Here is a 20,216-nt window from a genome sequence, read left to right on the forward strand (position 1 = left end):
CAAAAAACCAGAGAAGCTAGCCTCTCTAGTTTAAATAATATTTTTTAAATCTGTCAACCCATTTTAGGACGACTCATTTAACAACAACTATTTTTTCAGTTTGTTTAGTAACAAGTTGCCTGTAAAAATCTTTTAAAGTAGTATAGTATTCAGGTGAAATTATATGGGTGTTAATTTGAAATTGAGCAATTACTCTTATTTTAGATCCATCTTGAGAAACCTGATATTTAAAAACACCTAAATTTTCAGGAAGCCCAATGGCCAGATTTTCCGGAGCAGATTCAATAGTATATCCTTCAGGAATAGCTATAGAAACGGAATATTTTTGTTCTATAGGTAAAGTAAAATCTATAGGGAAATTACGCTCGTTAGTTTTAAAAGGATTTTCTTTTTTGGCTAAAAATAATAAAGGAGTTATGTAAACTTTGCCATTAATTTCCTCAATTAAATCACTAGAGGTAAATTTAAAAGATTGTACAATTTTCTTACTTAAATCGTTTTTGTTTAAAATATTATAATCGTCAATTTCTACATTGTATTTATTTTCTAGACGGGTAATTTGATCTTCCTCTTTTTTATCATTGTATTGATCTCTGTAAAATAACGCAAAATGATTTGAATAAGAGGTTCTTAACATACCGTTAGCTGTAAGGTCATCATTCAATTTAAGGTGTAACGTATGTATTTCTTGACTATGTTTTTTAGGTACTAAATTAACAAGAGTAGAAGTAGCATTTTCTAAAAGCTCTCTACCGCTCCAATTTAAACACCTTTCCGGAAGAATATTAGGAAAAGAGTATTTTTCAGAAGCATCTAATAATATATATGTATTGTCAGAAAAATTAACCTTAGTAATTACATAATCAAATCCGTTAAGTGTAGGAAAAATAGGGACTCCGTTTGAACGAGTACTCACTAAAACAGGGTTAGCATTAAGACCGGCAAACCTTAACATGGAGGTTAACATCAATTTTATTTCTGCTATATTACCTGAACCATCTTTATAAGCTCTTTTAACACCTTTTTCTACAAAATAATTGTAGTAACCATTCCAATTAACTTTTTGTTTTACAAAAGTAAAAATTAAAGCAACTTTACTGTAATCATCGTTAGCGCTTTGTATAAGATTTGTGATGTCTTCTTTAAAATAACTCTGTTTATCTAATTGTTCACCAAAATCAGAGGATTTATAGATTTGTTTACAAACATCGTCCAAGTAGCAGAATAATCCTTATACATAGAATTTGGGAAGCGTGTTCCTGAAAGCTCAAATTCCATTCCACCTCTATAGTTATTAATGTGCCCGGAATAAGGCTCATTGTCTTTCATGGCAGGAATATTCTCTTTCTGTATTATATATATATTACTTATGTAATTATGCCTATTGTTCGTGAAGGTTGTTTTGACAGATGTAATTAGACCGTTACCACTTGATCTTTCTTTAGTCGTGTAATCTATAGATTCAGAAGACTTCTCCTCTTTTACAGGTATACTATAATATCCCTTTGAGCGTTTGTTGAAAATAAAATACTCCGGAATTTTAACTTGATAATCTAGATTGTTAACAGGAATATTATGTTGGAAAACAAGGCTTGGTATTTCCCAGTAAGGAATTATTCTTTTATATTTTAATTCAATAACTGAACCTTCTTTAACAGAGGGAAAAGATATTTTTTTTAGTGTTCTATATTTGCTTATTTTTTCTTCAAAAATATCTTTAGAAGCAACTTTTTGCTTGTCAATTTTTCCGCTTTCAAGATTAAAAGTATAAGCTTTAAGATCGCTTATTCTTTCTTTACTTCCGGATTCAGGATCATAGTAGCTTATTTTTTTTGTAGCGTAATCAAATCCTTCTTTAGTATATATTTTAACTCGTTCATGATATTCATCAATAACAATAAAACCTTTGTGCGGATCGTATTCAAAATAGGTTCTTCTTTTTTTATATAAATATGCCGCATCTGCTGTAGAGTCTATTGGATGAATTTTTTCTTCCAACTCTTCTTGGGTAATTTTTCCAAATTTAACTTCTTGAGAATACATAAGTATTGATAGAAATAAAAAAGGGTAAATGATAAAATTTCTCATAACTATTTTTATTGTTTTATTAATTCTATTCTTAAATTATCGTTTTTAGCAACTGTTTTAATAAACTCTCTATAAGCTTTATAATCTTCTTTTGGATAAATACCTTCATGTAAAGAATACTCTCTTGTGTACTTTAGAGTTGTGTTATTTACTTTTTCAAAAGTTGTTTTATAATAACCGTATTTAGTGTTTAGTTCTTTATTGTTAGGAATTCCGTTTATTACATAACCTTGTGGAATTTCTATGAGATACTCATCTGTATCTATGAAGTTTTGTTTTACTTTTAACGGGGTATTACGATTTCTGTACCTATTAGGAATATTGGTAATTCTGTTGAATAAATTTACTTTAAATAAATAATTGGTATCACTTACTGAAGCAAAATTATCGATTGCTAATTCCAGCTCTTCAGTAAACGCAACTAACTCTTTGTTGTTTGTCAGATTAATTGTGAGCAATTCCAAATTATTAATATAATCCCAATCATATGATTTATAAAACTTCTCTAATTCTTTTTGGGTGTATTCTTTAATTGGGAATTTATAATCATATTGGTTTCCGTATGATTTTCTAACTAAAGAAGCTTTAATATTGCCATTTTCTTTAAGTGTAATGGTAGCTTTTGTTTGCTGTAAACTAGATTTTTTATAGCTAGGTGTTCTTTTAATAACTCCTCCTTCCGGGGTAATCACTAAAACGTCTCTATCATCCGTAAAACTACCTAAAAAACCAAAAGGCATCGTTTGACTTGTACATTCTAACCAAAGATCATTTCCATTATTAGGTATATTTAAAATCATATGGTTTCCTTGCATTGATGTAAAATTAGAGGCTATATTTTTTTTACTACCCGCATACACAATTACGTGATGTGATTGAATACCAACCGCATCTAATAATGCTTTAGTATAATTGGTAAGACCTTTACAGTCACCATACCCTACAGCATCTACTTTATTAGCCGCAATAGGTTCCCATCCTCCTATATCAACTTGAACACTGATGTAACGGGTTTTGCTTTGAACAAATTCGTATATTTTTTTAGCTTTTTCTTCGGTAGTTTTAAGATTCTTAACTAACTCATTCACTTTGGCTACCGTTGAGGGCGTTAATTCATTTCTGTTTACCAACAAGTTGTCATACATCCATTTGCCAAATTCTTGCCAGTTTTTGGCTTGCCCTTTTACCCCTTTTAAAGCAAAAGAATTTAAAGCAATTACTAATTTAGGTGTTAACTCATCAAAAGGTAATGTTGTTTTCTCTGGCTTAATTGCTGGTTGGTTAAGCAGTTCGTATACAGTAGAATTTCCTTCAGCCGTTTTTTTAATAGGATAAGTGTCAAAGTTTTCTTCTTTTTCCCTATGCTCAATATTCGCTGTATTTATAAATGTATAGATGTTTTTTTCAATGGAAACATTATAAGTTTCCATAGGAATCCAGTGAGGAATAAAAGCCGTTGATGAGTTCTCATATTCTGATTCAAAAACAACAGTATAAGGGTAAGATGCGGGAGTGTAATCTAAATACCTTACTCGTGAGTCGGAATATAGAGTTCCTCCGTCAATGGCGCTTACATCATGAAAATCATTTTTAGAATATTTTTTTATTTTTTTTCCTAACGCATCATAAATAACAGCAGATAGCTTTCCTATGTTAGTGTCATCGTTATAATGTTGATAGGCTTTAATATGTTTGTTGCCGGACTCATTAAAAACGGTAACAATTCTTTTTTCTTTAACGGAAAGATCATCTATGTTTTTTATTTCAACCATTACATTACTATACCGTATTACGGCATTAGCATGCTCTGTTAACTCTTTAGAAATGGTTAATGAAGATAAGTCTTCAGGTTCCTGCGAAAAACAAAATAAAGAGAACGAAAAAATAAATAGAAAGGATATAAACTTTAAATTTTTCATGCAATTTTTTAAAACTAATTTTTGCAAAATTAAAAAAAAACATGAATTTTAAAAGAAATGGTATTAAATTACTCGTTGCTGATTTTTATAAAAGGTATCTGCTTGATGTTTTAGTAAGTCTTTAGCTATCTTTTGTTTATATTGATAAATGTCTTCTTCATGTTTTAAATCACTATAAACTTTGGTGTTGAGGTCAATATCAGTTTGAAGATGAATTTCTTGTTGGTGTTTTTGTTGTTTTATCCATGTGACTACCTCAGATTCTTTACTTTCAAATGTATAATCATACTCGCTTTTTGAGCTTATAAGTTTTGAAAATATAGGAGCTGTTTCTATTGCTAAGAATAATAGAAAAATAAAAAATGAGGGTAGCCATGGAAGCTTATTTAAGGCATTAATTCTGGCCATTAATCCATCAAAATTGCTAATAATAGGTTGCGTATTTGTTTCAGTTTGTTTTTGTTGTGCTAACAATTGGGCTATATTTTGTTCTTTCTCTAAAATTTTTTGATTGTTTAGTTCTTTTAAACTACTTAAATCTGATAAAGCTTTATCATGTTTCTCTCTTTTTTCTTTATATACCGGTCCTTTTCCTATTCGTTTTGTTCCTTTTCTGCCTTCAGCTTCGGCAATGTAAGTTTCATATAAATTATTTACTTCATTTTCTTTAGCAGCTATTTTATTCTTCAATAGTTCTATTTCAGACTTGTTTTTTTCTATTTCAGGGTTGAATTGTTGTGCAATCTGAGTTTTATTATCAAGTGTCATTTGATTTTTTTCTTTGAGTAAAACTTGATTTATTTCTTTCTCAAATATTTTTAACTCTAAAGGTTTTGAAATAACAACGGCAATAATGAAAGCTAAAATTAAACGAGGTAATGCTTGAATAAGTTCAGAGTTAAACTTGTCTTTTTTTCTCATCGTTGATACGATAAACCTATCAAGATTAAAGATCATTAATCCCCAAATAATTCCAAAAAAAAGAGACGTATAAACCGTGTTAAATACGGTGTATAAAGCATAAGTTGAAGCAATTGTAGCCATTAAAGCGGTAAAGAAAACGGTTGCACCAATACCAGCGTATTTATTTTGTTCACCATTGGAACATTTTTGAATAAGGATTAAATCAACCCCCGAACAAAGAAGGAAAAATTGTTTTAACATACCATAAGCTTATAGATTAAGAACGAGTGTTTTAAAAAAATGTTACAAAAAAAGCCTCAATTAAGAGGCTTTTTAACAATGTTAACTTTTTATAGTTATAGGTTTATCTGAAAGTTTAAAAGTTGTATTACCGTCTTTTTCGATAGCTTGTAGGTTAATTGATTTGTTTTCTTCTAATAATTTTAAAGCCTTATTATAGCTTATTTCTTTCTCATTATAAAAATATTTTGAATCCTTTTTTCCATGACTTTTTATATAATCTGACGGAGACATTGGTTCAGGTGGTGGTGGAATATTAGAGATGTCTTCTTTTTTTACTTCAGGAAAACTTGGGTTTGACAACTGGACCTCTTTTTTTTCAAAAGAATTAACTCGCTCTTTATGTTTAATGGTTTTAGCTGTTATTTGCTCAGGATTTACTATTTTTCCTTCCTTAGTAACCTCTTGTCCATATTGATCATAATAACTTGTTGAGTCTCCTTTTCTTATATAATATACATTTTTTCCATCCTTTTTATAAGTACCTGTTTTAGGCTTTGGCGGCGGCGGGAGTTGTTTGTTATTTTCTGCTACCTTTTTTTTAGTGGTTAATTGGTATTGATATTGTTGAGGAAATCTTTTACTTCTGGCATTTTTATGCACTAAACTACCAGTGTAAGTATAAAAATCGGTGTTTTTATATGTGTTTAAAACCTCGTTTTTTACGGCTACTCCATCAATCCAAATGGCATATTTATCTTCGTTTTTTAATTCGTTTATTAATTGGTTCGTAGGTGTTTTTTTTATTCTTAATGAATGAGGTGGCGGAGGGGGAAGTAGCTTTTTTTCCTTGTCTGTTAATTGTGAAAACCGTTTAACAATCTTGTTACCGTTTTCATCAGTATATATAATTTTTGCATTTTTATATTTAGACTCTTTACTATTTACTATGGTTGGTGGTATTGAATCTTGCTTTTTAGTCAAGTTTAGTTTTGTTACACTTACAGAGCTTGAATTTTCTGTAGAAAGTACTTCTTCTTTTGCTTCTACTCTATTAGCAAATAGCAAAATAAATCCGGCTAAAACAGGTATTATTGCCAGTTTTTTGCACGTTATTATTGTTCGTGAACTACGTTTTGTCATCATTAATAATCTTTTTTTAGTTAATAAATAATTCAAATTACTGGCCAAGTAATATGTGTTGCTCCAAGTAGCTTTATTTAAGAGTAAATATTGATACTTGGTTGTGTTTTTATGAGTTGTTATAACCTTGTTATCGGCTAAAAATTCATGATTAAGTTTAATAGCTTTTTTTAGAAATATAAAAGTTGGATTTATCCAAAAAATTACGTGTAGTATTTCAACTATTAAGATATCAAGAGTGTGCTTTTGTAAAGCATGTGTTAATTCATGTGTGTATAGTTCTGTTTCAATGGTATTTGAGTTGTATTCTTCTTTATTGATAAAAATATAATTCCAAAAGGTGTGAGGACTTATAGTGTCATCAACCAAAACCAAAACAGCTTTATCTTTTTGTATTTGCTGATTTTGTTTAATTTTAAAATGAATAGCCAAAAGATTTTTTATAAATCGAATTGCTAACATCAGTGTAAAAATCAGGTACATAATTAATAAATAATTGATTTCCTGAACGGGTTCTGATATGTCGACTACAGTAGCTTCATCATAAATAATAGTATCAGTTGTATGTATAACAGGAGGTAGCACTTTAATATATATAGTATAAAAAGGAACCATAAAAGAAAAAGCAATGCTTCCTAATAAGAAGAAACGATTAAATTGATGCATTTTTTCACGTTCTAACACTAAATGATAGAACGTTAATAGCAAGGCTAAACAAATTCCGGATTTAATAAAATAGGCAATCATTATTGTTGCTTTTTAATTTGATCTTCAATAATTTTTTTTAAATCTTCTAACTCTGATACTGATAGATTTGTTTCTTCAGTAAAAAAGGAAGCAAATTGACTTGCCGAGTTGTTAAAGAAGTTTTTAATTAAGCCGTTTACGTGTTTTGAAAAGTAATCTGATTTCTTAACTAGCGGATAGTATTCTCTTGATTTACCATACAATTTATAGTCAACAAAACCTTTGTCTTGCATTCTTTTTAACAAGGTGGCTACTGTTGTAGTTGCCGGTTTAGGCTCCGGAAACTCTGTTAGTAAATCTTTCATGAAAGCTTTTTTTAGCTTCCATAAGTATTGCATTAACTGTTCTTCTGTTTTTGATAACTGCATTTCTACAAAATTAGAATTAACTCTACAAATGTAGAAATATTTTTTAATTCTACAACTGTAGAAGTGTAGAAAAGTCAAAAAAAAATAACCCTGAAACTTTTTCAAGGCTATTTTTATCAGTGTTTTAGGTAAAAATTATTTAGATAACTCTGTAAAATATTTGTAGAAATATGGAATGGTTTCAATACCTTTTAAATAATTCCATACCCCAAAATGTTCGTTGGGAGAATGAATAGCATCAGAATTTAATCCGAATCCCATTAAAATAGTCTTACTTTTTAATTCTTGTTCAAACAAAGCTACAATAGGAATACTTCCCCCACTGCGCTGTGGAATTGGAGTTACTCCAAAGGTTTCTTGATATGCTTTACTGGCGGCCTGATATCCAATATTATCAATAGGAGTAACATAACCTTGTCCACCATGATGCGGTTTTACTTTAACACGTACACCTTGTGGAGCAATACTTTCAAAATGTTTTTTGAACAACTCCGTAATTTCTTTCCAATCTTGATTAGGAACTAAACGCATAGATATTTTAGCATACGCTTTGCTGGCAATTACAGTTTTTGCTCCTTCACCTGTATATCCACCCCAAATACCATTGACATCTAACGTTGGTCTGATGGAATTGCGCTCATTGGTTGTATAACCCTTTTCGCCATATACATCGTTAATATCTAAGGCATTTTTATATTCTTCTAAAGAAAACGGAGCTTTAGCCATTTCGTCTCTTTCTTCACGTGATAATTCTTCAACATTATCATAAAAGCCTGGAATGGTAATATGATTGTTTTCATCATGTAAAGAAGCAATCATTTTAGTTAAAATGTTAATAGGATTAGCAACAGCACCGCCATATAAACCAGAGTGTAAATCTCTGTTAGGCCCGGTAACTTCAACTTCTACATAACTTAAACCACGTAAACCGGTAGTAATAGAAGGAATATCGTTCGCAATCATTCCTGTATCTGAAATTAAAATTACATCGTTGGCAAGTTTTTCTTTATTTCGAGGAACAAACCAAGCTAAACTTTCTGATCCTACTTCTTCTTCACCTTCAATCATAAATTTAACATTACAAGGTAAATTACCTGTGTGTGTCATATACTCTAAAGCTTTTACGTGCATGTACATTTGCCCTTTATCATCACAAGCACCTCTGGCAAAAATGGCTCCTTCCGGATGAATATCAGTTGTTTTAATTACCGGTTCAAATGGAGGAGAATTCCATAAATCAATAGGATCTGCAGGCTGAACATCATAATGGCCATAGACTAAAACAGTTGGTAAGTTAGGATCGATAATTTTTTCTCCATATACAATAGGATATCCCGGAGTTTCACATATTTCTACTTTATCACAACCTGCTTTTTCTAAACTATTTTTTACAGCTTCTGCTGTGTTTAGTACATCTTGATTAAAAGCCGGATCTGCACTTACAGAAGGAAGTTTGAGTAAATCAATTAACTCATTTAAAAAGCGCTGTTTGTGTTGCGTAATATATTCTTGAATAGTTTGCATTGTATAATAATTAAATACGCTAAGTTAAATTATTTTTTGGAAATGATATTTTTTAAAATTTTGTGACTTTTTTCACTTTTTAGTTTCTTATAAATATAAATAGTTACTAGTTACCTATTTAATTTCCCCTTATATTGTTTTTTCCCCTAAAATAGCCACGTTTAGCGTAAGCGTGGCTTATTTTTTAAAAAACAGATAATGATTTGTTAACTTTATTAAAGTGGCATCTGTTTACTTTTGACGCGCATTAGTGATCTATTTAAAATTTTTAGAAGGGTTTTAAAATAGAATTAATTGTAAGCTCTCGTAATGAGAGCTTTTTTTATGTTGTAGTTTGTTGATTTATAAGTAGGTAATAATAAAATAAAATAAAAGAAAGGTAATAAGTTTGAAAATTGAATAGTTTGTGTATATTTGCAGGCACAAATCAAAAGTACGCGGGTGTGGTGGAATTGGTAGACACGCTAGACTTAGGATCTAGTGCCGAAAGGTGTGTGAGTTCGAGTCTCTCCACCCGTACTGAAAGAGAAAACCGAGATTTTTTAATCTCGGTTTTTTTGTTGGGTACAACATAGGTACAACAATAAAAAATAATCCTATATTACTTGGACATTATTTCTCTAAAATGATAGTTTAGTAACGGTTATAAGGCTTATTAAAATCAAAGGATAATCCAGATAATATAAGATGTTATATGAATCCTTAGTTCTAAAGAACTATTTTTGTATAATTGAATCAAATCCCATAAAGTTAATTAAAATGTTAATCAAACAACTTGTAGAAAAATATCATCAAAATAGAGAAACATATTTAAATCCAAGTTATAATGAAACACAATTACGTATTGATTTTTTAGACCCTTTATTTGAATTGTTAGGTTGGGATATTAAGAATCAGAAAGGGAAATCTACCAATGAAAGAGAAGTTTTATTAGAAGAAGGTTTGAGGGGTAATGCTACCGAGAACACAAAAAAGCCTGATTATACTTTTAGATTATTTTCAGAGAGAAAGTTTTTTTTAGAAGCTAAAAAGCCTAGCGTTAAGATTGAAAGTATAAATAATTCTGCAAAACAAGTTAGACGATATGGCTTCACTGCAAGATTAAAGATTTCTGTTTTATCCAATTTTGAATACTTAGCAATTTATGACTGTTCAGAAAAAGTTAATTCTGAAGACAATGTAGCAAAATCATTAATAAAAAGATATCATTATTCTAAATATGAGGAGTGTTTTGAAGAAATAAAAGAGTTTTTAAGTTATGAATCAGTATATACCGGGAAATTTGATGAGGTATGGCAGGATATAGAAGAACAATTAAAAAAATCTAGTGTTGACAGTTTGTTTTTGTCCCAGATTAATGAATGGAGGGAGATTTTTGGGAATGAGATTTTTAATTTTAAATCTTCAAATATTAGCGTTCAAAGTCTAAATGACATAGTACAGTCTTATATAAATAGTATTATTTTTCTGAGAGTTTGTGAGGACAGGAATTTAGAAGTGTATAAAACTTTATTAAGTTATGCTGACTCTAAAGATTTTAAATCCTTGATAGATAAGTTTAAAGAAGCAGATAAAAAATATAATGCGGGATTATTTGATCTCCCTTTTAGAGATGAGATTATTGAAAATAACCAATCAGCATTTTGGAAAATAATAAAAGAGCTTTACTTTCCTGAAAGTAGTTATTCTTTTACTGTATTCTCCTCGAATATTTTGGGCAATATTTATGAAATGTTTTTAGGGGAGCAATTAAATGTTGATTCAGATGGAATTGTTTTCCTAGAAAAGAAACCAGAAAATGTAGATAGAGATATTGTAACAACACCAACATTTATAATAAGAGATATTTTACGTGAGACAATTAGTGAATTTTGTAAAGAAAAAACAGATGAGGAGATTTTAAACTCTACTTATGCCGATATAGCTTGTGGGTCTGGAGCTTTTTTACTTGAAGCATATCAGTTACTACAAGATTTACTTATTGATTACTATTTATTACATGATAAGAGTAAATTAATACAGACCTCTATAGATACTTATAAATTAAAGTTTGAGATTAAAAAGAAGTTGTTAGAGAATTGTATTTATGGAATAGACAAAGACTTTAGTGCGGTAGAAGCTTGTAAATTTGGATTGTTATTAAAGTTATTAGAAGATGAAGATAATTTGACTGTATCAATCCCAATTCTTCCAAATTTAGAAAATATTCAATATGGTAATAGTCTTATTGAAGATAATATGGTTCGAGAAGAAGATAAACTGATAATTAATCCGTTTAACTTTAATGATTTAAAGTTTGATGTTATAATTGGTAATCCTCCTTACATGGCTACAGAGCATATGAAAGAGTTTACACCATTGGAATTACCTTTGTATAAAGAATTTTATTATTCCTCATATATGCAATTTGATAAATACTTCCTATTTGTTGAAAAGGGAATTAGGTTATTGAAAGAAGAAGGTTATTTGGGTTATATAACACCGAGTAAATTTTTAAAAGTAGGTGCTGGTAAAAAGCTTAGAGAAATACTTCTTGATACGAATCTATTAAAGAAAATTGTTTCATTTGGGGCTAATCAAGTGTTTCAAAATAAAACAACATATACTTGCTTGTTAATATTAAAAAAAGAAGATTCTAAAGTATTGAATTATACGGAGGTTCCTTCTCTTAGAAAATGGGTAACAAGAAATATAAATGAAGATATCTCTAGCGAAATTAGCTATGAAAGTTTAGAGAAAGATGATTGGATATTGATACCTAATAAGTTAAAGGATATTTTTGATATAATTTTTTCTAAATCGATAAAATTGGGAGATTTAGTAGGTAAAGATAATATCTATAATGGAATTCAGACTAGTGCAAATAACGTATATATTCATCAGCCAATTAAAGAAGATAAAAATTATTTTTATTTTATTAAGGATAAAGTAGAATGGAAGGTTGAAAAAGAGTTGACTAGACCATACTATAAAACAGGGAAAGGAACAGATAACTTGAATACCTATCGTCCTTTTGTACCAAATTCGTTTGTAATTTACCCATATTTGAGAACAAAAAGCGGAATTGAGTTTGTTGAGATTAATAAATTGAAAAATGATTTTCCTTGTTTGTTCAATTATCTAATGAATTATGAAAGTAAGCTTAATAATGATAAAAGAGATATAAAGCCAATACCAGAAACATCAGAGGAATGGTATAGGTATGGAAGACATCAAAGTTTAGATAAGTGTGATGTTTCTGCTAAAATCATAGTTGGAGTATTATCACAAGGAGATAAATATGCTATAGATTATCATCAAACATTGATATCATCTGGAGGTACTGCCGGGTATTGTATGATAACCTTACCAGAAGAATTTGAATATTCAATTTACTATATTCAAGCACTCTTAAATTCTAAATATTTAGAGTGGTTTTCTGCATTGAATGGAGAAGTTTTTAGAGGAGGTTATATTGCTAGAGGTACAAAAGTACTAAAGAAATTGCCGATTAGAGTCATCAATTTTAACAATATTGATGAGCGAAGAATGCATGATAGAATTTCCATACTTCAAGAAAATTTAATAAAGATTCAGGGAGAGATTGATGAAAATATCGGAAATAGGAGAATTAGAATTCCATTAGGTAGAGAATTCAATAATAAAAAGAGAGAATTAGAAGAAGAAATTAAAAAGTTATATAATTTAGGAGATTTAGATGAACTTATTCCTTTAATATCAGAATTACATGCAATTAATTAAAAATGCATCTAAAGAAAAACTACGAGGTGGGTTTTACACACCAGCACCTATAGCTTCTTTTATATTTAAATGGGCTTTCAATGGTAATAATAAGTTAGATATATTAGAACCAAGTTGTGGAGATGGAGTTTTTTTAGAAGAAATTAATAATAAAAATTATAAATATAATTCTATAACAGCAATAGAGTTAGATACAGTAGAGGCAGATAAAGCTAAAAATATTGGATTAAAAAAGACGAAAATTATTAATACTGATTTTCATGATTTTTGTATAAACACTAAACAAAAGTTTGATTTAGTAATTGGTAATCCACCCTACATTCGTTATCAATATTTTGACAAAAAGCAACAAGAATTTGCATCTCAAATATTTGAAGAAGCTGGAGTTAAATATTCTAAATTAACAAATGCTTGGGTTTCTTTTGTTGTTGGAAGTTCTTTACTATTAAAAGAAGAGGGGAAAATAGGTTTTGTATTACCAGCAGAAATTTTACAAGTTTCCTATGCACAATCTTTAAGAGGTTTTTTAGGTAGTTTTTTTAACAAGATAAATATCATTTCTTTTGAAAAATTGGTTTTTCCTGATATCCAACAAGAAGTAGTTCTGTTGCTTTGTGAAAAAAATAAGACGAATAACCACCATATAGAGCATTTAGAATTAAAAGATGCAGAAGAGTTAAAACATTTAGATGTTTTTAAACTTAAGAGCCCTAAAAAACAAATTGATTTTAAATCAAATAAATGGACTTTTTATTTTTTAGAACAACATGAAATTGATTTTTTAGAGAAGTTTCAAAAAGAAAGAAATATTTTAGGATTGGGTGAATATGCCAAGGTGGAAGTAGGTATAACTACTGGTGCTAATCCCTTTTTTACAGTACCTAAGTCAGTTGTAGAAAAGTTCAATCTAAATGAATATGCAAAGCCTCTAGTAGGAAGAAGTGTGCAAGTTCCAAGCGTAGTTTTTACAAATGCAGATTGGGAAAAAAATAAAGAGATGGAGGCAAAGGCTCATTTATTATGTTTCCCTAAAATTTCAGAGATAGAGAAAAATTTTAAAGCGAAGCAGTATATAGAAAAAGGGGAGGACGAAAAAATAAATGAAGGTTATAAATGTAGGATCAGAGAAGAGTGGCAAATTATTCCTTCCTTAAGAATATCTGATGCGTTATTTATAAGAAGAAATAATAAGTATCCTAAATTAATCATAAATGAAGCTAATGCTTATACAACAGATACAATGCATAGGGTAACGGTAAAAGAAGGTGTTAATTTGGAGGCTTTAACAGCTAGTTATTATAATTCTCTTTCGTTGGCCTTTTCCGAAATTTGTGGGAGAAGTCATGGTGGCGGAGTTTTAGAATTAATGCCAAATGAAGTTGAGAGAATTTTATTACCTTATAATGAAGGTAACTCTGAATTGTTAGACTTAATAAATCAATTTATTCGAGATAAAAAAGATATTTCTGATCTATTGAAAATAACTAATGACAAAATTTTAAAGAAAAATTATGGGTTGACAGATGAAGAAATTCTGATTGCAGATAATATTTGGAAAAAACTTAGTAAAAGAAGATTGAATAGAGGTAAAAAGAAAGTATAAGTTACAATTATTTACCAAAGATAATCTTCAAGAAAAGCAATCACAAAGATTTTCTCGGCATAAGATTTATTCCAATTCCTCTTTGTGATAGTTTTCTTTTCGATTGGAAACCGCCAAATAATTTTAAAATATTTGGTATCATGAAAAATTCAAAAGTTCTTCCTCAGTTTGCTATTGGAGAAATAGAAGTATCGTATAAAAAGAAAATAGAAACTCCTTTTCAGAAAATTACAAGTTCTAAAGATGCTGATAGTTGTATCCGAGAAATATTTCCGGTAACGCAAATCAATTACCGAGAACATATGTACGTTTTGTATTTAGATAATGCAAATAAGGTACTTGCTTATCAATTACTAAGTGTTGGAGGAATTACTGCTACTTTGCTTGATATTCGAATCCTTATTCAAGGAGCGTTGCTTACGAATTCGGTGGCTTTGATTTTATTTCACAATCACCCTTCAGGTAAGTTAAAACCCTCCAATGCAGATATTGAACTTACTAAGAAAGTTTCAAGTTCATTAGGATTGCTCGACTTAAAATTACTAGATCATCTTATTATCACAGAAACGAGTTATTACAGTTTTGCAGATCAAGGAATGATATAGAAATACCTTGCAAGGCAATAAATACCTGGAAAGCAAATGCTTTCTAGGTATTTATTTTTGGTGGTTTTGATAATCAAAGATATAAGAGAAACCTAGTTCTTAGCCTTATATGATGATTAAGATACCCCAAGAAGCTCTAGAAGAATTAAAAGTATTATTTGAGAAGAATTATGGTATAAAATTAACTGAAACACAGATTGAAGAAGAAGCAAAAGACTTACTTTATATCTATGCTTTCTCTCAAGGGGAATTACATTTATTAAACCATTTTATTGACAAATAATAACTTCTCATCCAATATAAAATTGCTTCCCAAAACTCGAATAGTAAAAATTATCTCTCAATAAGGAGAGGTGGTTCAGCCAATATGAATATAACTATTTGATTGGGAAGCCTGAACCATCTCTTTTTGTTATTAACTACAGCAACAATGCACTCAATAGATACTACAAATTTTAGGACGTGTCGTTATGTTAGAAAATCTCAGGAGGATAAGGGAAGGCAAGTGCAATCTATAGAATCACAAATAGATGTACTTATGGAAATGGAAAAAAGGGAAGGTATTGAGGTTATAAAAACCTATAAGGATCATGCTTCAGCATACAAACCCAATAACAGAGACAGCTTTAATGAGTTGTTACAAGATATTAATGACGGGAAAATAGACGGGGTATTGTGTTGGAAAGCGGATAGGTTAGCCAGAAACCATATTGAAGGAGGTATGATTTTACATTGTCTAGAAAAAGGAATTTTAAAATTTATAAAAACCCCTTATAAAACGTACCTTCCTACTGATAACATGCTTCCTTTGTCTATTGAAATAGGAATGTCTAATCAGTACAGCCGAGATTTATCGAATAATGTAAGAAGAGGGAATCGAACTAAAATAAAGAACGGAGGTTTCTGTCATGTTGCACCACAAGGTTATCTCAATAATAAGGTTACTAAAACTATTGAAATTGATAATGAACGGTTTTATTTAGTTCGTAAGATGTGGGATTTAGCTTTAACGGGTACTTATTCTCTTAAGCAAATATGCACGATAGCCAATGATGATTGGAGATTTAAAACCAGACCAAAAGAACGAACGGGAAATGTGCCTTTAAGTGTAAGAACACTTCACGGAATCCTTACCAATCCATTTTATTACGGAAAGGTTAAAAATGGAGAAAATGAGAATATAGGAAACCATACGGCCATGGTAACTCATAGAGAATTTATGGAGGTGCAGAGATTTCTTAGTAATAAAGGGAGAAAATCTAAAACGAGTTGCAGTTTTACTTATACAGGATTGTTTTACTGTGGGGAATGTGCTTGTTCTATAACAGCAGAAACCAAAGTTAAATACAAATGTCCTAAATGCAGGAGAAGACATACAGCAAAACACGCAAAGGTTTGTTTGTGTGGATATAATATTACGTCCGCAACGATTGATAAAGGAACATTCTATACATATTATCACTGTTCTAAATCTAAGAAGAAGTGTGCTCAAAAATCAATAACAGTAGAAGTATTAGAAAAGGAGGTTATAAAATTTTTAGCAAAATTGGAGATAAATGAAGAGTTTATAAAATGGAGTAAAAATTGGCTTGATTTCTTGAAAAATGTTTCAAAAAAAGAGAAGGAAGAAGCAGTGTTTTTAATTGAACAAAAAGAAAAACGATTGAAAATTCAAAAAGACAGACTTTTAGATCTAAGACTTAATAATGAAATTGACAAAGAAACATTTAGAATCAAAAATGAAGAACTGGAAAAAGAACTGGAAGCTATTGAAGTCTCTCAAAGGAATGATGGTGTTATTACTAGAATAAGACAGGAGCTAACTTTTTTAGAGGGATTGCAAAAACGCTTTATAGACTACCTGCCAAAAGAGAGAAAAATACTCCTCAATAAAATATCTTCGAACCACGCTATAATGGACAAAGAAGTCAGTATGCAAGCCAAAAAAGTCTATTTATCTCTTGTTAGTATGAGGAAGCATAAAAAGCTAGGCTTCGAACCGCCAAAAAGCCAATCTGTGAAAGGCTTGAAAGGAGGTCAAAAAGAGTGCTATTACGCTTGGCTGGCCATACTGAACGAATATCGAACCACTTTGTAATACTATAACATGACCTTTGAGAAGTGGTAGAATTTATTTTTGAAGCTTTTTATAAGGTCAAATATTATCTTTTTCCCTAGGTAATAAATTCTTTTGTTCGTGGGGAAAATTGATAAAAACAGAAGTTAGCCCCAAAAGAAAGGTTAGTGTTCATAACAACGGATTGAGAGAAATTAACACTAATAGAAGTTACAAGCTTCGTTTCTCCATCAAGGATTTGCCTGTCGGGTGCCCCTTTTGATGGATACACTAAAAAGCTTGTTTCACTTCAAGTGTTCATATTTCTTAATCCTAATAATTATCATGAACACCTATAAAAATACTTTTGGTAAACGTGCTCATCTAGAGTTTTATCCTACACCTCCTGAAGCAGTAAAAGCTTTATTATCTGTAGAGAAATTCGACGGTTCAATTTGGGAACCAGCTTGTGGCTATGGTGATGTTTCTAAAGAATGTATAAAAGCCGGATATAAAGTTATTTCTACTGATTTGGCACAGAGAAATTATGGTCAAGGAGGCATAGATTTTCTCAAGACAGAAAAACCTCTTGCAAAAAATATTGTAACCAATCCTCCTTACGGAAAGTACGGATTAGGAGATGCTTTTATTAGAAAAGCACTTATTCATACCAGAAAAACGGGAGGAAGTGTTGCTATGCTTCTTAATCTTCGTTCACTGTGTAACCCAAATCGACATAAAAAATTCATTAAAACGCCTCCGAGTGCCATTTATCTTTTAGATGAACTTATTTGTTGGCCTTATGGCATTAAAGGTTCTTATAAAACCAGAATAGCCAAACAACAATATTGCTGGGTGGTTTGGAATCCAAATCATTCAGGAAGTACTAAGCTTGGTTGGTTATCACCTAAAGAATTCAATCATTAAGAGTTGATTATTGATCAGTTTTTCAAGAGAGTCATAACATCTGTTTATGGCTCTTTTTTAATGTTGTTCATAGAGTTTTTTTTTAAGACAATATACTGTTTTATGTCTTCCTGTTATGCAATGCCATAATCCAAATTCAATAAAACATAGAACAGATGCTACCGGTTATAAACGGATACAAACCCATGCAAGGTAAGTTGCTTCGTCCACCGCTTCTACAAGACCAAGCCTTTCAGGTTGTCGAACATTTTTCTGTCGAAAAATAACCGCCCAAGTCTTGTCTGTTCCAAGGCTCGCAACTGTTGTTCGCATTGTGTTTGATACCGCTTTTATATAACAGGTATCACCACAAGAATTTATGTTTCATTTAAAATTTTATCATTATGACAACAATTGCAAAACAAAACGGAACCTCAAAAAAAGAGTCAACTACAGCTAAAAAAGCAGTACAAGAAAAACTAGCAAAAGAAGCTATGGAGCCAAAACCCGTTCCGGTTGCTAAAGAACAGCCAAAACCAATTCAAACAGAAGAAAAAACGATTATCAACTTAGATGACCGAATGCAAAAGTTTGAACAATTAAAAGGCTTAGCTCATCAACGTGAACGATTATCTACGACCCTTACCGAATTAAATCGTTTTAAGTACAATCAATCAGATTCTGCGAGCTTTTATATGAAAGATAGCCAAGGATTAGAGTTTAAAACCACCAATACGAATTTAATCCAATTGGTAACCAATCATTTAAAAGCTACATTAGAACATCGTAAGGCTGAATTGGAGAAACAACTTATTGAGTTTGAATTATAGCTCTTAAAAACTTCTCAGGTTATAAACCTCGTTCCTATAAGATCGAGGTTTTCTTTTTTTATGGGTTTATAGTACACTAAAATCTTTATATTTGAGGTTGAATTTTTAAAAGACAAATTATAAGAAAGTAATTTTTAATAAACATATAAGCGTTTAAAACGTGTACTATTTCTCTAGCTAAAATCGGCAAAATTTAAGAAGAAGGAATTAGTCTGCGAGATGCACCTATTTGGGTGTGTTCCGATATTCTATTTCAGTTCTTCGAGGCGTTTGCCGATGCCCAGCTAGCTGACTTGGTGAGGTTCACGCCTTTTTTATGCTTTATTTTTTCATTTATCTATTAGCTAATCTGCTTTTTTAGAACCTCAAAAAGTAACAATATTTTAAATATGAAAAAATATACAATTGTATTATTGTTGTTCGTTTTCTTTTCTATAGAAACAAATGGACAAAAAAGAAAGAGGTTTGAATTGGATAAGAAAGAAGTCGTAGAGCTTGAAAAAAGGGCTCTTGAGAATAATGTTGTAGCCTGTCTAAGTCTTGCTTTTCATTATCAGAATAAGGGGTTTAATAATGGTGAAACCCATATTTTTCAAGAGAATTTGAAGAAGGCAGAGAAGTATTTGGAAAAGGCAATACAGTATTCTGAGCATGCTTATAGTGTAAGTTTCGAGAGACAAAGATACCCGGGAAAGAAAGCAGTTAATAGATCAGAACTTAAAGAAATGTATAGTAAATCACTTTATGATTTAGGCTATTTGTACGAGAAGCTAAAAAAATACACTCTTGCTAAAAAGTATTTTGATAAAAGTTCAGAAATGGATTATGCAAGTGCACATTTTAGTTTAGGAGACATGTATTTTGAGGGGAATGGGGTTGATAGTAGTATTGATATGGCACTCTATTATTACAAAAGAGCTTATAAACAGGCTAAGACAGAAAGAAAATTAAGACCAGCATCTAAAATTGGAAAAATCTATTTTGAAAAGTTGAAGGATTATAAGAACGCCATAATGTGGTATGAAAAAGCCATAGAAAGCGGAGGGAAAAGCCCAACTTTGTTTGAAAACATAGAAAAATCCAAATCTTTGATTAAAGAAGAGATAAATGCTGTTAGCACGAATCCTATTCTTCAATCTAAAATAGCAGACTATCAAAAGATAAAAAGCAAGACGGAAAAGAGTTTAGAAACTCTAGAAAAAGCTCTTATTCCTCTACAAAAAATAAAAGATAGTTATTTCAATCTTATAAATGAAAGAAAAGAAATTATCGCGAGGGTAAAAAATGAGAATGCCTCTTTAAACCAAGGAAAAAGTGAATTTGAAACCCAAAAGGAATATGATAGTCGCAAAAGTAAATACAAAGCTTTAGTGAAGAATAGTACGAATGAAATCGATGCTAAAATACAAGAGGTACTTAAACCGTATCAATCTCAAGCTCATAAAAATTACAGTGCTGAGAAAGCATTAAAAGATGAATTTTATTCTCATGAAAGAGAAGTAAACGATCAGAAAAACATCTTGGAAAGAATCAATAAAGGAGC

At 30.4% G+C, this 20,216-nt stretch carries 15 protein-coding genes and 1 tRNA gene; 9 read left to right on the forward strand and 7 right to left on the reverse strand.

From position 1 onward, the window contains the following. Positions 1–73 precede the first annotated feature (73 nt). The 7 genes from ACQY1Q_RS15920 to ACQY1Q_RS15950 form a co-directional block, all read right to left on the reverse strand. Positions 74–1,216: a transglutaminase domain-containing protein gene (locus ACQY1Q_RS15920; RefSeq protein ID WP_431006324.1), complete on the reverse strand. Its 1,143-nt coding sequence runs from the start codon at positions 1,214–1,216 to the stop codon at positions 74–76. Further along, entirely contained in the window at positions 1,162–2,088 is a 927-nt protein-coding gene (locus tag ACQY1Q_RS15925; RefSeq protein ID WP_431006325.1) for a DUF3857 domain-containing protein, read from the reverse strand. Before ACQY1Q_RS15925 ends, ACQY1Q_RS15920 begins: the two co-directional genes overlap by 55 nt. 8 nt (positions 2,089–2,096) lie before the next feature. Continuing rightward, positions 2,097–4,007 (reverse strand): DUF3857 domain-containing protein, encoded by a 1,911-nt coding sequence (locus ACQY1Q_RS15930; RefSeq protein ID WP_431006326.1) that lies wholly within the window; start codon positions 4,005–4,007, stop codon positions 2,097–2,099. Between the two features lie 63 nt (positions 4,008–4,070). After that, positions 4,071–5,171 (reverse strand): DUF4407 domain-containing protein, encoded by a 1,101-nt coding sequence (locus ACQY1Q_RS15935; RefSeq protein WP_431006327.1) that lies wholly within the window; start codon positions 5,169–5,171, stop codon positions 4,071–4,073. Between the two features lie 81 nt (positions 5,172–5,252). After that, positions 5,253–7,040: a M56 family metallopeptidase gene (locus tag ACQY1Q_RS15940; RefSeq protein WP_431006328.1), complete on the reverse strand. Its 1,788-nt coding sequence runs from the start codon at positions 7,038–7,040 to the stop codon at positions 5,253–5,255. Beyond that, positions 7,040–7,408, reverse strand: a complete 369-nt coding sequence (locus ACQY1Q_RS15945; RefSeq protein ID WP_431006329.1) for a BlaI/MecI/CopY family transcriptional regulator — start codon at positions 7,406–7,408, stop codon at positions 7,040–7,042. Before ACQY1Q_RS15945 ends, ACQY1Q_RS15940 begins: the two co-directional genes overlap by 1 nt. Before the next feature lie 135 nt (positions 7,409–7,543). Further along, the gene (locus tag ACQY1Q_RS15950; protein ID WP_431006330.1) at positions 7,544–8,932 is read right to left on the reverse strand and encodes a dipeptidase; all 1,389 of its coding nucleotides are present in this window, start codon (positions 8,930–8,932) and stop codon (positions 7,544–7,546) included. A 437-nt stretch (positions 8,933–9,369) separates the two neighbouring features. On the opposite strand from ACQY1Q_RS15950, the gene ACQY1Q_RS15955 reads away from it, so the two are divergent. The 9 genes from ACQY1Q_RS15955 to ACQY1Q_RS15995 form a co-directional block, all read left to right on the forward strand. Further along, positions 9,370–9,451 (forward strand) — tRNA-Leu (locus tag ACQY1Q_RS15955). Positions 9,452–9,691: 240 nt separating this feature from the next. Next, on the forward strand, positions 9,692–12,673 hold the full coding sequence (locus ACQY1Q_RS15960) for an Eco57I restriction-modification methylase domain-containing protein (RefSeq protein WP_431006331.1): 2,982 nt from the start codon (positions 9,692–9,694) through the stop codon (positions 12,671–12,673). Next, positions 12,660–14,276, forward strand: a complete 1,617-nt coding sequence (locus ACQY1Q_RS15965) for an Eco57I restriction-modification methylase domain-containing protein (RefSeq protein ID WP_431006332.1) — start codon at positions 12,660–12,662, stop codon at positions 14,274–14,276. Before ACQY1Q_RS15960 ends, ACQY1Q_RS15965 begins: the two co-directional genes overlap by 14 nt. Before the next feature lie 140 nt (positions 14,277–14,416). Further along, positions 14,417–14,881, forward strand: a complete 465-nt coding sequence (locus ACQY1Q_RS15970; RefSeq protein ID WP_431006333.1) for a JAB domain-containing protein — start codon at positions 14,417–14,419, stop codon at positions 14,879–14,881. 112 nt (positions 14,882–14,993) lie between these two features. Continuing rightward, complete coding sequence (locus tag ACQY1Q_RS15975; RefSeq protein ID WP_431006334.1) at positions 14,994–15,164, forward strand: hypothetical protein; 171 nt, start codon at positions 14,994–14,996, stop codon at positions 15,162–15,164. 147 nt (positions 15,165–15,311) lie between these two features. Next, complete coding sequence (locus ACQY1Q_RS15980; protein ID WP_431006335.1) at positions 15,312–16,979, forward strand: recombinase family protein; 1,668 nt, start codon at positions 15,312–15,314, stop codon at positions 16,977–16,979. 303 nt (positions 16,980–17,282) lie between these two features. Continuing rightward, entirely contained in the window at positions 17,283–17,864 is a 582-nt protein-coding gene (locus tag ACQY1Q_RS15985; protein ID WP_431006336.1) for a hypothetical protein, read from the forward strand. A 383-nt stretch (positions 17,865–18,247) separates the two neighbouring features. Next, a complete protein-coding gene (locus ACQY1Q_RS15990; RefSeq protein ID WP_431006337.1) occupies positions 18,248–18,673 on the forward strand; it encodes a hypothetical protein in 426 nt (141 codons plus the stop codon). A gap of 389 nt (positions 18,674–19,062) precedes the next feature. Then, positions 19,063–20,216 (forward strand): tetratricopeptide repeat protein (locus ACQY1Q_RS15995; protein ID WP_431006338.1); only part of this gene is annotated, 1,154 nt, incomplete at its 3' end.

This window comes from Tenacibaculum sp. TC6 (assembly GCF_050606265.1).
Lineage (GTDB): Bacteria > Bacteroidota > Bacteroidia > Flavobacteriales > Flavobacteriaceae > Polaribacter.

Bases quoted from the DNA above. Each gene is read 5' to 3' on its own strand.
- ACQY1Q_RS15925 (WP_431006325.1), bottom strand. From the start codon at position 2,088: ATGAGAAATTTTATCATTTACCCTTTTTTATTTCTATCAATACTTATG.
- ACQY1Q_RS15930 (WP_431006326.1), bottom strand. From the start codon at position 4,007: ATGAAAAATTTAAAGTTTATATCCTTTCTATTTATTTTTTCGTTCTCT.
- ACQY1Q_RS15935 (WP_431006327.1), bottom strand. From the start codon at position 5,171: ATGTTAAAACAATTTTTCCTTCTTTGTTCGGGGGTTGATTTAATCCTT.
- ACQY1Q_RS15940 (WP_431006328.1), bottom strand. From the start codon at position 7,040: ATGATTGCCTATTTTATTAAATCCGGAATTTGTTTAGCCTTGCTATTA.
- ACQY1Q_RS15945 (WP_431006329.1), bottom strand. From the start codon at position 7,408: ATGCAGTTATCAAAAACAGAAGAACAGTTAATGCAATACTTATGGAAG.
- ACQY1Q_RS15950 (WP_431006330.1), bottom strand. From the start codon at position 8,932: ATGCAAACTATTCAAGAATATATTACGCAACACAAACAGCGCTTTTTA.
- ACQY1Q_RS15960 (WP_431006331.1), top strand. From the start codon at position 9,692: ATGTTAATCAAACAACTTGTAGAAAAATATCATCAAAATAGAGAAACA.
- ACQY1Q_RS15965 (WP_431006332.1), top strand. From the start codon at position 12,660: ATGCAATTAATTAAAAATGCATCTAAAGAAAAACTACGAGGTGGGTTT.
- ACQY1Q_RS15970 (WP_431006333.1), top strand. From the start codon at position 14,417: ATGAAAAATTCAAAAGTTCTTCCTCAGTTTGCTATTGGAGAAATAGAA.
- ACQY1Q_RS15975 (WP_431006334.1), top strand. From the start codon at position 14,994: ATGATTAAGATACCCCAAGAAGCTCTAGAAGAATTAAAAGTATTATTT.
- ACQY1Q_RS15980 (WP_431006335.1), top strand. From the start codon at position 15,312: ATGCACTCAATAGATACTACAAATTTTAGGACGTGTCGTTATGTTAGA.
- ACQY1Q_RS15985 (WP_431006336.1), top strand. From the start codon at position 17,283: ATGAACACCTATAAAAATACTTTTGGTAAACGTGCTCATCTAGAGTTT.
- ACQY1Q_RS15990 (WP_431006337.1), top strand. From the start codon at position 18,248: ATGACAACAATTGCAAAACAAAACGGAACCTCAAAAAAAGAGTCAACT.